Source organism: Dokdonella sp. (assembly GCF_019634775.1).
Lineage (GTDB): Bacteria > Pseudomonadota > Gammaproteobacteria > Xanthomonadales > Rhodanobacteraceae > Dokdonella.
Genome location: NZ_JAHCAS010000001.1, coordinates 1798444 through 1811961 on the forward strand (window position 1 = coordinate 1798444; position 13518 = coordinate 1811961).

The 13518-nt window shown below is 64.4% G+C and carries 10 protein-coding genes and 2 tRNA genes; 10 read left to right on the forward strand and 2 right to left on the reverse strand.

The features are described from left to right. Nucleotides 1-12 precede the first annotated feature (12 nt). The 3 genes from KF907_RS07720 (at nucleotide 13) to ppnN (ending at nucleotide 5718) form a co-directional block, all read left to right on the forward strand. Nucleotides 13-606 carry a YhgN family NAAT transporter gene (locus KF907_RS07720; RefSeq protein ID WP_291219499.1) on the forward strand — a complete coding sequence of 198 codons (594 nt, stop codon included), beginning with the start codon at nucleotides 13-15 and terminating at the stop codon, nucleotides 604-606. A gap of 316 nt (nucleotides 607-922) precedes the next feature. Further along, a complete protein-coding gene (locus tag KF907_RS07725; protein WP_291219501.1) occupies nucleotides 923-4129 on the forward strand; it encodes a TonB-dependent receptor in 3207 nt (1068 codons plus the stop codon). Nucleotides 4130-4320: 191 nt separating this feature from the next. Then, nucleotides 4321-5718: a nucleotide 5'-monophosphate nucleosidase PpnN gene (gene ppnN, locus KF907_RS07730; RefSeq protein WP_291219502.1), complete on the forward strand. Its 1398-nt coding sequence runs from the start codon at nucleotides 4321-4323 to the stop codon at nucleotides 5716-5718. 59 nt (nucleotides 5719-5777) lie between these two features. Here ppnN and KF907_RS07735 read toward each other — a convergent pair. Next, a tRNA-Asn gene (locus KF907_RS07735) sits at nucleotides 5778-5854 on the reverse strand. A 58-nt stretch (nucleotides 5855-5912) separates the two neighbouring features. Continuing rightward, complete coding sequence (locus KF907_RS07740; RefSeq protein ID WP_291219504.1) at nucleotides 5913-6458, reverse strand: GspH/FimT family pseudopilin; 546 nt, start codon at nucleotides 6456-6458, stop codon at nucleotides 5913-5915. A 164-nt stretch (nucleotides 6459-6622) separates the two neighbouring features. Here KF907_RS07740 and uvrB point away from each other — a divergent pair, with 164 nt between their 5' ends. From uvrB to pheS, 7 genes are all read left to right on the forward strand, one after another. Further along, nucleotides 6623-8656, forward strand: coding sequence for an excinuclease ABC subunit UvrB (uvrB, locus tag KF907_RS07745; RefSeq protein ID WP_291219505.1), 2034 nt, complete (start codon nucleotides 6623-6625; stop codon nucleotides 8654-8656). A 66-nt stretch (nucleotides 8657-8722) separates the two neighbouring features. Further along, nucleotides 8723-8797, forward strand: a tRNA-Val gene (locus tag KF907_RS07750). A 351-nt stretch (nucleotides 8798-9148) separates the two neighbouring features. Further along, nucleotides 9149-11053 (forward strand): threonine--tRNA ligase, encoded by a 1905-nt coding sequence (gene thrS, locus KF907_RS07755; RefSeq protein ID WP_291219507.1) that lies wholly within the window; start codon nucleotides 9149-9151, stop codon nucleotides 11051-11053. Nucleotides 11054-11097: 44 nt separating this feature from the next. Then, nucleotides 11098-11619 (forward strand): translation initiation factor IF-3, encoded by a 522-nt coding sequence (infC, locus tag KF907_RS07760; protein WP_291220280.1) that lies wholly within the window; start codon nucleotides 11098-11100, stop codon nucleotides 11617-11619. 141 nt (nucleotides 11620-11760) lie between these two features. After that, nucleotides 11761-11958 (forward strand): 50S ribosomal protein L35, encoded by a 198-nt coding sequence (gene rpmI / locus KF907_RS07765; protein WP_133819098.1) that lies wholly within the window; start codon nucleotides 11761-11763, stop codon nucleotides 11956-11958. 13 nt (nucleotides 11959-11971) lie between these two features. Continuing rightward, entirely contained in the window at nucleotides 11972-12331 is a 360-nt protein-coding gene (gene rplT, locus KF907_RS07770) for a 50S ribosomal protein L20 (protein ID WP_291219512.1), read from the forward strand. Between the two features lie 105 nt (nucleotides 12332-12436). Further along, nucleotides 12437-13432: a phenylalanine--tRNA ligase subunit alpha gene (pheS, locus tag KF907_RS07775; protein WP_291219514.1), complete on the forward strand. Its 996-nt coding sequence runs from the start codon at nucleotides 12437-12439 to the stop codon at nucleotides 13430-13432. The last annotated feature ends 86 nt before the right edge of the window (nucleotides 13433-13518 follow it).

Here is a 13518-nt window from a genome sequence, read left to right on the forward strand (position 1 = left end):
ATGGAAAACGGCATGAGCACGGTATCTGCCGGCATCCTGCTGTTCCTCATCATGGATCCGCTCGGCAATATCCCCCTGTTCCTGAGTCTGCTGCGCAACGTCGCGCCGGCGCGACGGCGACTCGTCCTGGTGCGCGAATTGGCGATCGCTCTGGTTGTGCTGTTCGTCTTCCTGTTTGCCGGCAAGTACCTGCTCGAACTGCTTCAGCTCAAGCGTGAGTCTGTCGGCATTGCCGGCGGCATCGTCCTGTTCCTGATCGGCATCCGCATGATTTTTCCGCCCAAGGACGGCATCTTCGGCGACGCGGATGGTGAGCCCTTCATCGTGCCGATGGCGATCCCGGCGGTGGCCGGGCCTTCGACGATGGCGGCGGTCATGCTGCTCGCCAACAGCGATCCGGGGCGCACCGTCGACTGGAGCATCGCGCTGTCGCTGGCCTGGCTGGCGACCGCGCTGATCCTGGTTTCCTCGACCTACCTCTATCGCTGGCTCGGCCACAGCGTGCTGGTCGCGCTCGAGCGTCTGATGGGCATGCTCCTGGTCGCCCTGTCCGTGCAGATGTTCCTCGATGGCGTGGTCGCCTATGTGGCCCACGCTCCTTCTTGAGCTCAGGCGGTTTCGATGTTTCCTCGCGCAACCAATTGATTGGATTCATGGACTCTCGGAATTTCCGGGGCCCTGGCCAGGGTCGCCGGCTGGCGGCCGTCCGCGCCACCTGGTTTCGTTAGAAATCTGTCACAGAGTCGGGTTAAACTGCGGTTAATGCGCGCGCGCTTGCCGGCTGGGGAAGTCATCGGCGCACGCCCATTCAGAGCCTCAATCCGTATAACCGCCCGCAATCTGCAGCCGGCGCGCGCGTCGCGCGCGTCGTGTCCGGATTGCCGCACACCTGCTGCAAGCAACCGAGAGGATGGTAGTGATGATGAACAAGCGACTGACGATGCGGCTGCTGCCGCTGGTTCTTTCCTCGCTTTTCGCCGTGTCCGGCGCCTATGCGCAGAGCACGTCGGCAGGCCTCAATGGCGTGATCACCGACAGCAGCGGGCGCCCCGCCGCGTCGGCCGAGGTGGTCATCACCCATGACCTGTCCGGAACCGTCAGCCGTGTCGTCACGGACCAGTCGGGTCGCTACACGGTGCGCGGCCTGCGTGTCGGTGGCCCATACACGGTCGTCATCACCAAGGATGGCGTGACCGAGACTCGCGAGAACGTCTACCTCAAGCTCGGCGAGGCCAATACCGTCAGCGCGGCACTTGTCGACGCCGCGCAGCTCGACACGATCGTCGTGACCGGCAGTGCCGGCGGCGTCTTCGCGTCCGAGAACATGGGTACCGGCACGAGCATCTCCAACGCGCAGATCCAGGCTTTGCCCTCGATTGGCCGCAACATCCAGGACTACATGCGCCTCGATCCGCGCATCGCCCAGGTCAGCAAGGCCGACGGCGCGATCTCGGCGGGTGGCCAGAACACGCGCTTCAACGCGATCCGCATCGACGGCGTGTCGACCAACGACCCGTTCGGTCTCGAGAGCAACAACCTGCCGACCGAGCGCCAGCCGGTCTCGATGGATGCGATCGAGGAAATCAACATCGGCCTCGCCAACTACGACGTGACCACATCGGGTGGCAGCGGTGCCGTCGTCAACGCCGTCACCAAGTCGGGCACCAACGAGTTCCACGGCAGTGTCTACGGCGTGTATCGCAACGACGACATGGTCGGCGAAGACCGCAACGGCAAGGACTTCACGGGCTTCCGGGACGAAAAGACCTACGGCCTGACCCTGGGCGGCCCGATCATCAAGGACACCCTGTTCTTCTTCCTGAACTACGAAAAGTTCGAGCGCAAGGCGCCGGGCCCCGACATCCTCAATTCGCCGTACGGGCGCGGCGACATCACCGATGCCGACATTGCCACCGTGCAGCAGATCGCGCGTGACGTCTGGGGTTTCGACGCCGGCTCGCTCGACGGCGTGGACTCGCTCGGCACCGACATCGAGGAATACGCGGCCAAGATCGACTGGAACATCAACGAAGACCATCGCTTGAGCTTCCGCTACAGCAAGATGGCCCAGGACGTCGCCAAGCTGCCGCCGTCGAGCTGGAACACCTCCATTTCGCTGAATACCCACTGGTACAACCAGAACAAGACCTTCGAGAGCTATGTCGGCGAGCTCTTCAGCGACTGGAACGAGAACTTCTCGACCGAGATCAAGCTTTCCTATCGCGACTATGCGGCGATCGCCGAGCCGACCGCGAACCTCCCGCAGATCCGCATCGACTTCGGCAACAACGCCATCCTGCTCGGTACCGAGCAGAACCGCCACGTGAACATCGTCGAGACGAAGGAAAAGAGCGCCTTCTTCGCTGGTAACTATTTCGCTGGCGACCATACGGTCAAGTTTGGCTTCGACTGGTCGAACAACGAAATCTTCAACTACTACGGGCGCAACCAGAACGGCACATACCGTTTCGGCAGCGTCGATCTGTTCGCGCAGGGTATTCCGAGGCAGTACGACTATCGCGCGCCAGTGCCCGGCGGCAGCTACGCCGACATTCCGGCGCGGTTCGAGATCGAGAACGCCGCGCTGTTCCTGCAGGACAGCTGGGCGGCGACGTACAACCTGAATCTGACCTATGGCGTGCGCGTCGACCGGCCGGACTTCAAGAACAAGCCGATCTACAACGCGCGCATCGAGCAGCTCTACGGCTACGACAACACGAACCTGCCCAGCGGCACGATCATCCAGCCACGTTTCGGCTTCAACTACAACATCGAGGCCGAGCGTCCGACGCAGGTTCGCGGTGGCTTCGGCCTGTTCATGGGCTCGCCGCCCAACGTATGGATCTCCGGCGCCTACCAGAACACCGGTCGCAACTACGTCGAGTACAGCGCCAGCGGTTCGAACATCGGACCGATCTTCAATCCTGATCCGAACAACCAGCCGGTTTCGGGTTCGGTCGGTGCGCGTCAGAACGTCGACATCATCGAGCCTGGCTTCAAGATGCCGTCGGTGTGGAAGGCGAACCTCGCGTTCGACCATGAGCTGCCGTGGTGGGGCATGGTCGCGTCGGTCGAGTTCCTGACCTTCTGGAACAAGGACGGCATCTACATGGGCCGCCTGGACGTCGGTGCGCCGAACTACACCGGTCCGGATGGCCGCGCGATCTTCTGGAACGCCAACGGCATCGATCCGAGCCGCTGGCTGACGTCGCTGACCACGCCGACCGGTGGTGTCGCGCGCGCCAACCGCCCGTCGGACATTGGTGACGTCATGATCGTGCGCAACACCGACAAGGGTAACGGCAACCAGATCACCCTGAGCCTCGCCAAGCCGATGACGGATGCCGGCTGGTCCTGGTTGGCGGCCTACACGCACACGCAGGCCAAGGAAGTGAGCCCGATGACCAGTTCGCAGAACACCTCGAACTGGAACAACCAGCTTGCCTTCAACGCCAACGAGAACGTTGCCTACGACTCGCGCTATGCATTCAAGCATCGTTTGACCGCGCAACTGACGAAGGAATGGAAGTTCTTCGGTGACAACAAGACGACCGCGTCGATCGTCTACGAAGGGCGCACGGGTCGTCCGTACAGCGCGGTCTTCTACAACGACGTCAATGGCGACAGCCGTTCGTTCAACGACCTGTTCTACGTGCCTACGGGTCCGGGCGACGTGATCTTCACCAACCTGACGACCGGTGGCCGCACCTATACGGCAGCCGAACAGGAAGCGGCGTTCTTTGCCTGGCTTGCCGCCCATCCGAGCATCGGCAAGTACCGCGGCAAGGTTGTTCCGGCCAATGCGCTCCGCGCCGGCTGGCTGAACATGTTCGATGTCCGCCTGACCCAGGAACTCCCCGGTTTCATGGCGAACGACAAGCTCGAACTGACGCTCGACATCATGAACATCGGCAACCTCTTCAACAAGAAGTGGGGTCAGATCGAGGATGCGGGCTTCAACTCGAACCTCGGCATCGCCAACTTCGCTGGCATCGACCCGGCCACCGGCAAGTACGTGTACCACTTCACCGGCGCGCAGTCGTTCGCCATCCAGGAGAACAATGGCGACGGCGTGAACACGGGCGTGTCACGCTGGTCGGTCCAGGCGACGCTGCGTTATCGCTTCTGACGCTGACGATTCGATCGTCTGGCAATGCAACCGGCGCCTCGCAAGGGCGCCGGTTTTTTTTCCGGACATCGGACGCCAGTTGACCCCGGCTGCGGCGATCCCCGATCCTAGTCGGTCCACGACACTGGTCCGGCATGCATCGACGGATGCCAACGCCGCGAGCCGGGCGGGGCCAAGGAAACCCATACACCATGAATGCACCGCTTCACCCATTGCCGCGTCCCAGTACGGTCAGCGCGCGAATCGCGCCGGCGGCCGGTCTCGATGTCCTCTCGCGCCACGAAGTCGCGCGCTTGCGCGACGCCAGTTCCGGTGGTCTGCACCAGCTGTTGCGTCGCTGCGCGCTCGCCGTGCTGACCCAGGGCCATGTCAGCGATGATCCGCGCACCGTTGTCGAGCTGTATGCCGATTTCGAGATCAACGTCCTGCAGCAGGACCGCGGCGTGCGCCTCGAATTGATCAATGCACCGGCCCATGCCTTCGTCGATGGTCGCATCATCCGCGGCATCAACGAACTGCTGTTCGCCGTCGTGCGCGACATCGTGTTCGTCGCCACCCAGCTCGAAACGGCGGCCTTCGACCTCGACGAATCGAGTGGCATCACCCATGCGGTGTTCGACATCCTGCGCAACGCGCGCGTGCTGCGCGCCAACGTCGATCCGAACCTCGTCGTCTGCTGGGGTGGTCACTCGATCTCGCGCGACGAGTACGAGTACACCAAGCAGGTCGGCTACCAGCTCGGCCTGCGTGGCCACGACATCTGCACCGGCTGCGGTCCGGGTGCGATGAAGGGACCGATGAAGGGCGCGACGATCGCACATGCCAAGCAGCGCCGGCGCACGAACCGCTACATCGGCATCACCGAGCCCGGCATCATCGCTGCGGAATCGCCGAATCCGATCGTCAACAACCTCGTCATCATGCCGGACATCGAGAAGCGCCTCGAAGCCTTCGTGCGCACCGCCCACGCGATCATCGTGTTCCCGGGCGGCGTCGGCACGGCCGAGGAAATCCTCTACATGCTCGGCATCCTGCTGCATCCGGACAACGCCGGTATTCCGTTTCCGCTGATCTTCAGCGGCCCGCGAGGCTCAGCCGCGTATTTCGAGCAGATCGATCAGTTCCTGCGCCTCGCTCTCGGCGACGATGTGGCCAGGCACTACCAGATCATCATCGACGATCCGACCGAGGTCGCCCGTCAGGTCGGCAAGGGCATCGAGCGCGTGCGCCAGCATCGCCTCGACAACAAGGACGCATTCTTCTTCAACTGGGCACTCAACATCGACGAGGTGCTGCAGCGTCCGTTCCGCCCGACCCACGAGGGCATGGCCGGTCTCAACCTGCACCGCGACCAGCCGCAGCACCTGTTCGCCGCCGACCTGCGCCGTGCGTTTTCGGGCATCGTCGCCGGCAACGTCAAGATCGAAGGCATGCGCGCGATCGAGCAGCATGGTCCATTCACGATCCGCGGCGATGGCGAGGTCATGCGCGCCCTCGATGCCCTGCTCAAGAGCTTCGTCGAGCAGCAGCGCATGAAACTGCCGGGCGGATCCGCCTACGTGCCGTGCTACCGCGTGCTGGTCGACTGACGGCGGCGCGGAACCCGCAAACGAAAAGGGCCTGCATTGCTGCAGGCCCTTCGTTCATCTGGCGCCCGAAGTTGGACTCGAACCAACGACCCCCTGATTAACAGTCAAGTGCTCTAACCGGCTGAGCTATTCGGGCGGGGCCGCGTATTCTCGTGACCAACGCCGGGGCCGTCAAGTCTGCGTCGTGGATGCATTCAGGTATCGATCGCCGCGCACGCGGCGGCGGCCTGCGCGGCGCTTGGTGTACCGCTGCGCAGGCGCCCGCCGTTGTTCAGCACGAGGGTGCTTGCATGCGCGGGGCCGCGGCGGTCGCAGAAGGTCAGGGTGACGTTGCTGCCTTCGGCGGTGCCGTCGGCAAGGAAGCGCAGGCTGCGCCGGCCACCGGAGCTGACCACGGCGACACCGGACTTCTGCGCCTGGGCGACGGCGATGACGGTCTCGTCGGCATCGGGGCGGCGGTTGCGGTTGTGGTCGGCGAACACGATCCAGCCGTGGTGCCAGATCACACCGTCGGTGCAGTGGACACTGTCGTGCGAAGGGCAGGCGACCACGTCGCCGCCGCGCATGACCGCGTTGGCGCGAGCCTGGGCGAGGTCGACCGAGAGCAGGCTGCGCGCCGAGCGCGTGGCCATGCTTTGGCCAAGGTCGCCGAAAGCGGGCAGGGCGATGCCGGCGAGGATCGCGACGATGGCGATGACGACGACGAGTTCGATCAGGGTGATTCCGTTCGGTGTGTGCATGGCGGCGTTCCTGTGGCGTCGGGGTAGGGGCATGCTGGACCCGCCGGCGTGGCACGACGATGGCGACTTTCCCTTGCGCTTGTAGGAAATCGTCGATATGTGGAGAGTCCCGTGCGTGCACCTGCCGGGCGCGGCCTGCCGCGCCGCGGCGATGGAGACCTGCCGTGACTGACCGCTTCCAACTCGTGTCGCCGTATCACCCGGCAGGTGACCAGCCGCAGGCGATCGAGCGCCTGAGCGCCGGCTTCGAGGCGGGCCTGGCCCGGCAGACCCTGCTTGGCGTCACCGGGTCGGGCAAGACCTACACGATCGCCAATGTCATCCAGCGCGTGCAGCGGCCGACCCTCGTCCTGGCACCGAACAAGACGCTGGCCGCACAACTCTATGGCGAGTTCCGCGAGTTCTTCCCGCGCAACGCCGTCGAGTACTTCGTCAGCTACTACGACTACTACCAGCCCGAGGCCTACGTGGCGGCTTCGGATACCTACATCGAGAAGGATGCTTCGATCAACGAGCACATCGAGCAGATGCGCCTGTCGGCAACGAAGGCTCTGCTGTCGCGCTCCGATGCGCTGATCGTCGCCACGGTGTCGGCGATCTACGGCCTCGGCGACCCCGAAGACTACCTGCAGATGCGTCTGATCCTCGCCCGCGGCGAGCACACCGACCAGCGCAAGCTGATTCGTCATCTGACCGAGCTGCAATACACGCGTGGCGACATGGAACTGCGTCGCGGCAGCTATCGTGTGCGCGGCGAGACGATCGACGTGTTCCCGGCCGAGTCCGAGACCGAGGCGCTGCGCATCGAGTTGTTCGATGGCGACATCGAGAATCTGGCCATCTTCGATCCGTTGACCGGCGAGGTGCTGCGCAAGGTGCCGCGCTATACGGTGTATCCGAAGACCCACTATGCGACCACGCGCGAGGCCACGCTCAACGCGATCGAGACGATCAAGCTCGAACTGAAGGAGCGCCTGGAACAGCTGTATGCGGCGAACAAGCTGGTCGAGGCGCAGCGCCTGCAGCAGCGCACCCAGTTCGACCTCGAGATGATGGCCGAGATCGGCTACTGCCAGGGCATCGAGAACTATTCGCGCCACCTTACCGGCAGCGCCCCCGGCGAGCCGCCGCCGACGTTGTTCGACTACCTGCCGCCGGATGCCCTGCTGGTGGTCGACGAATCGCATGTGACGATTCCTCAGCTCGGTGGCATGTACAAGGGCGACCGCTCGCGCAAGGAGACCCTGGTCGAGTTCGGCTTCCGCCTGCCCTCGGCGCTCGACAACCGGCCGCTGCGTTTCGCCGAGTGGGAGCAGCGTGCGCCGCGCTCGATCTTCGTGTCGGCTACACCCGGCGCCTACGAGCTCGAGAAATCGGCCGGCAACATCGTCGAACTGGTGGTGCGTCCCACTGGCCTGGTCGATCCCGAGGTCGAGGTGCGGCCGGTGCGCACCCAGGTTGACGACCTCCTGTCGGAGGCCAATGCGCGCATCGCGCTCGGCGACCGCGTGCTGGTGACGACGTTGACCAAACGCATGGCCGAGAACCTCACCGAATACCTCGAGGAACACGGCGTGCGCGTGCGCTACCTGCACTCGGACATCGAGACGGTCGAGCGCGTCGAGATCATCCGCGACCTGCGCCTCGGCAGGTTCGACGTGCTGGTCGGCATCAACCTGCTGCGCGAGGGCCTGGATATGCCCGAAGTGTCGCTGGTGGCGATCCTCGATGCCGACAAGGAAGGTTTCCTGCGTTCGTCCGGCTCGCTGATCCAGACCATCGGCCGCGCCGCACGCAACCTGCGTGGCAAGGCGATCCTCTATGCCGACTCGATCACGCGTTCGATGCAGGTCGCCATGGACGAGACCAATCGGCGCCGGGCGAAGCAGGTCGAGTACAACCTCGTCCATGGCATCGAGCCACGAGGGGTCAGCAAGCGCATCACCGACATCATGGAGGGGGCTCGCCATGAGGCGCCTGGATCCGGTCGCCGCGACCGCCGTGGGCGCAATGCGGCCGATCGCCGCGTCGCCGAGGAGGTCGCCGCCTATGCCGTCCTGACCCCGGAACAGGCTGGCATGCGCATCCGCAAGCTCGAGGCGCAGATGTACAAGCACGCCCAGGACCTCGAGTTCGAGGATGCCGCTCGCGTGCGCGACGAGATCCGCAAGCTCCGCGAGCGCACCTTCGTCGGATGAGCCCATCAACGGGTCCGGCGCTTGTGCGCTGCCGCGGACTCGGTTAGTCTTCGCGCCCCGCTTTGCGGGCGCGTAGCTCAGCGGTAGAGCACTACCTTGACATGGTAGGGGTCACAGGTTCGATCCCTGTCGCGCCCACCACCGAAGTTGCTGACGAAAGATCGCACGGCGAAGGCAATACGGCAGTTTGGCTTCGGTACTTCAGGACAATGGACCGTCCACCAGCGGCAGCATCCCTCAGCCCCACCGGAGTCGTAGTTCCAGCGAACACGATCACCATGACGCGAGTGAACACCGCCAGCTGATCCTGCCGACGCGACTCGATATCCCGATGTTGGAACAATGGGCGCCTCGGCGCCCATTGGTTTTTGCGCTCGTCCATGATCGCTGCTTCGACCTCCTTTCACCGTGTGCGAAGCGGTTTGATCCCGGATTCCAGAAGCGGCCATCCATGGCCGCACTTTTCAACAAGCGCCACCCCCGAGGCTTACCATGATCAACATTACCCTTCCCGATGGCAGCGTGCGCAGTTTCGAAGCGCCGGTCAGCGTGCATGAGGTCGCTGCCTCGATCGGCGCCGGGCTGGCCAAGGCGACGGTGGCCGGCAAGGTCGACGGTCGTCTCGTCGACGCCAGCGACCGCATCAGTCACGACGCGAAGGTGCAGATCATCACGCCGAAGGACGATGAAGGCGTCGAGATCATCCGCCACTCCTGCGCGCACCTGGTCGGCCACGCGGTCAAGCAGCTCTACCCGACCGCGAAGATGGTGATCGGCCCGGTCATCGAGGAAGGCTTCTACTACGACATCTGGTACGAGCGCCCGTTCACGCCCGAAGACCTGGCCGCGATCGAGCAGCGCATGGTCGAGCTGATCGACAAGGACTACGACGTCGTCAAGAAGATGACCCCGCGCGACGAGGTCATCGCCGTGTTCAAGGCGCGTGGCGAGGACTACAAGTTGCGCCTGGTCGAGGACATGCCCGGCGAGAAGGCCATGGGCCTGTACTGGCATGAGGAATACGTCGACATGTGCCGTGGTCCGCATGTGCCGAACACGCGCTTCCTCAAAGCCTTCAAGCTGACCCGCATCTCCGGCGCCTACTGGCGCGGCGACGCCAAGAACGAGCAGCTGCAGCGCATCTACGGCACCGCTTGGGCCGACAGGAAGCAACTCGCCGCCTACATCACGCGCATCGAGGAGGCCGAGAAACGCGACCATCGCCGCCTCGGCAAGCAGCTCGACCTGTTTCATTTGCAGGAAGAGGCGCCCGGCCTGGTGTTCTGGCACCCGAAGGGCTGGCAGCTCTGGCAGGTCGTCGAGCAGTACATGCGCCAGGTCTACCGCGACGCCGGTTACCAGGAGATCCGCTGCCCGCAGATCCTCGACAAGTCGCTGTGGGAACGGACCGGCCACTGGGAGAACTACCGCGACAACATGTTCACCACGGCGTCGGAGAACCGCGACTACGCGCTCAAGCCGATGAACTGCCCCGGCCACGTGCTCGTCTACAACCACGGCCTGCACAGCTACCGCGAATTGCCGATCCGCTACGGCGAGTTCGGCTCGTGTACGCGCAACGAGCCCTCGGGCGCGCTGCATGGGCTCATGCGCGTGCGCGGCTTCGTCCAGGACGACGGCCACATCTTCTGCACCGAGGACCAGGTCGAGTCCGAGGTGGTCGCCTTCCACCGCCAGGCGATGGCGGTCTATGCGCACTTCGGCTTCAGCGAGATCGCCCTCAAGCTGGCCCTGCGCCCGGACAGCCGCATCGGCTCGGACGAGACCTGGGACCGGGCCGAGGACACCCTGCGCGCGGCCCTGCGCGCCTCCGGCGTCGAGTGGCAGGAGCTGCCCGGCGAGGGCGCCTTCTACGGCCCCAAGATCGAGTACCACATGCGCGACTCGCTCGGCCGGGCCTGGCAGGTCGGCACCATGCAGGTCGACTTCTCGATGCCGGGCCGGCTCGGCGCCGAGTACGTCGGCGAGGATTCGGCACGCCACGTCCCGGTCATGCTGCACCGGGCCATCGTCGGCTCGATGGAACGTTTCATAGGCATCCTGATCGAGCACCATGCCGGCCAGTTCCCGGTCTGGCTGGCCCCGGTCCAGGCGGTGGTCATGAACATCACCGACGCCCAGGCCGATTTCGCCCGGGAGGTCGTGCAAACCCTTGTGGCACAAGGCTTCCGCGTGCAGGCGGATTTGCGAAACGAAAAGATCGGCTATAAAATCCGCGAACACACGCTCGACAAGGTTCCCTATCTGCTGGTCATTGGTGACCGGGAAAAGGAGACGGGGGCCGTTTCCGTGCGTGCGCGATCGGGCGAAGACCTCGGCAGTTTCAAGGTCCCGGACTTCGCCGAACACTTGAGATCCGGGCTGGCCACGCACTGAGCGGGCCGGGCCGGGAGCCTAGAAACCTGGCGGGAGTACGAAGTATCGCAACCGAAAAGGCCAACCGCAGGAACCACGAGATCCGTGTCCCGCGGGTGCGTGTCATCGGCGCCGACGGAGAGCAGGTAGGTGTGCTCTCGCGCGACGAGGCCCTCAACATGGCGCAGGAGATCGGCTTGGACCTCGTCGAGATCCAGCCGACGGCCGATCCGCCCGTCTGCCGCATCATGGACTTCGGCAAGTTCAAGTTCGATGCGCAGAAGAAGGCCCACGCGGCGAAGAAGAAGCAGAAGCAGGTCGAGATCAAGGAACTGAAGTTCCGTCCGACCACCGATGTCGGCGACTACGCGATCAAGCTGCGCAACTTGCGCCGCTTCCTCGAGGAAGGCGACAAGGTCAAGATCACGGTCCGGTTCCGTGGGCGCGAGATGGCACACCAGGAGCTCGGTGATGCCATGGTCAAGAAGATCGCGGCCGACATCGCCGAGGAAGCCGTGATCGAGCAGTATCCGCGCATGGAAGGGCGCCTCATGGTCATGATGATCGCGCCGAAGAAGAAGCAGTAAACCTCTGCCGGCCGCAAGCCGGTGGTGGCGAGGAAATGGCCCGCTTGGCGGGTCGAAATCAGCCGGAACGAGCAGGATGGAAAGAGCAGGCATCGCCTGCCGCTCGCGCCAGTAACGAAAACAAACCAAGGAGCATGGGCCATGCCCAAGATGAAGACCAACCGGGCCGCTGCCAAGCGGTTCCGCAAGACCGCGTCCGGCAAGTTCAAGTGCGGACACGCGTTCAAGAGCCACATCCTCACCAAGAAGTCGACGAAGCGTAAGCGCAACCTCCGCGGGACGAACCATGTTCGTGCCGAGGATGCCGGCCGCGTCGCCCGCATGCTTCCGTACCTGTAAGGAGGACTGACCCATGGCACGAGTCAAGCGTGGCGTCACCGCCCACCGCAGGCACCGCAAGCTCATTTCGCGCGCAAAGGGCTATTACAACGCGCGTCGCAAGATCTACCGCGTCGCCAAGCAGGCCGTCATCAAGGCGCAGCAGTACGCCTACATCGGCCGCAAGCAGCGCAAGCGCCAATTCCGCGCGCTGTGGATCGTGCGCATCAACGCCGGTGCGCGCATGTACGGCCTGAGCTACAGCCGCCTGATGAACGGCCTCAAGAAGGCCGACATCACCGTCGACCGCAAGGTGCTCGCGGACATCGCCGTCCATGACATCAAGGCCTTCGGTGCCCTGGCTGAAAAAGCGAAGGCTGCTCTGGCTGCGTAAAAACCACGCCGGTGCCCGCACGGGCACTGGTCGTGAGGTTCGATCGACGTGGGGAGCGGGCGAAAGCCGCGCTCCCCATTTCATTTCCGGCCACGGGAGTCCCGGATGGAAGAGCTCAATCGTCGCCTCGCCGAGGCCCTGCAGGCGATCGCGGGCGCAGCCTCGCTCGAAGCGCTCGACGCCGTGCGCGTCGCCGCGATCGGCAAGGCCGGTTTCGTCACCGGGCAGCTGAAGCAACTCGGCACGCTGCCGGCCGAAGAACGCAAGGCTGCCGGTGAGCGCATCAACCTTGCCAAGGACGAACTGCTCGAGGCGATCGCCGCGCGCAAGAATGTGCTCGAACAGGCCGTGCTCGAGCATCGCCTGGCGTCCGAGCGCGTCGACGTGACCTTGCCCGGCCGGCGTGCTGAGCGCGGCAACCTGCATCCGCTGACACGTGCGCTCGACCGCATCGTCGAGATCTTCGCGCGTCTCGGCTACGACGTCGCCGACGGCCCGGAAATCGAGGACGACTGGCACAACTTCGGCGCGCTGAACTTCCCCGCCGATCATCCGGCGCGCACGATGCACGACACATTCTGGTTTCCGGACGGGCGCCTGCTGCGCACGCACACCTCGCCGGTGCAGATCCGTGCAGCCGGCGGACGCACGCCGCCGATCCGCGTGATCGCGCCGGGCAAGGTCTACCGCAGCGATTCGGACCAGACCCACTCGCCGATGTTCCACCAGGTCGAGGGCCTGCTGATCGACGAGACATCGACCATGGCCGACCTCAAGGGCACGTTGCGCGAGTTCCTGCGGGCGTTCTTTGGTCGCGATTTCCGCATGATGTTCAAGCCGACCTTCTTTCCCTTCGTCGAACCCGGCGCCGATGTGGTGATCCGCTGGGAGCTGCCGGACGGTGGCTCGCGCTGGCTTGAGGTGCTCGGCTGCGGCATGGTCCACCCGACCGTGCTGCGCAACTGCGGCATCGATCCCGAGCGCTACACCGGCTTCGCCTTTGGCATGGGCGTCGAACGCCTCGCCATGCTGCGCTACGGCGTCACCGACCTGCGCGCGTTCTTCGAGAACGACGTGAGGTTCCTGAAGCAGTTTGCCTGAGGAAGGGAGTGGGGAATCGGGAATGGGGAATGGTCAGGAGCACAGCCGATTCACGTGCTCGAGCCTTTCCCGATCAACCGACCCTT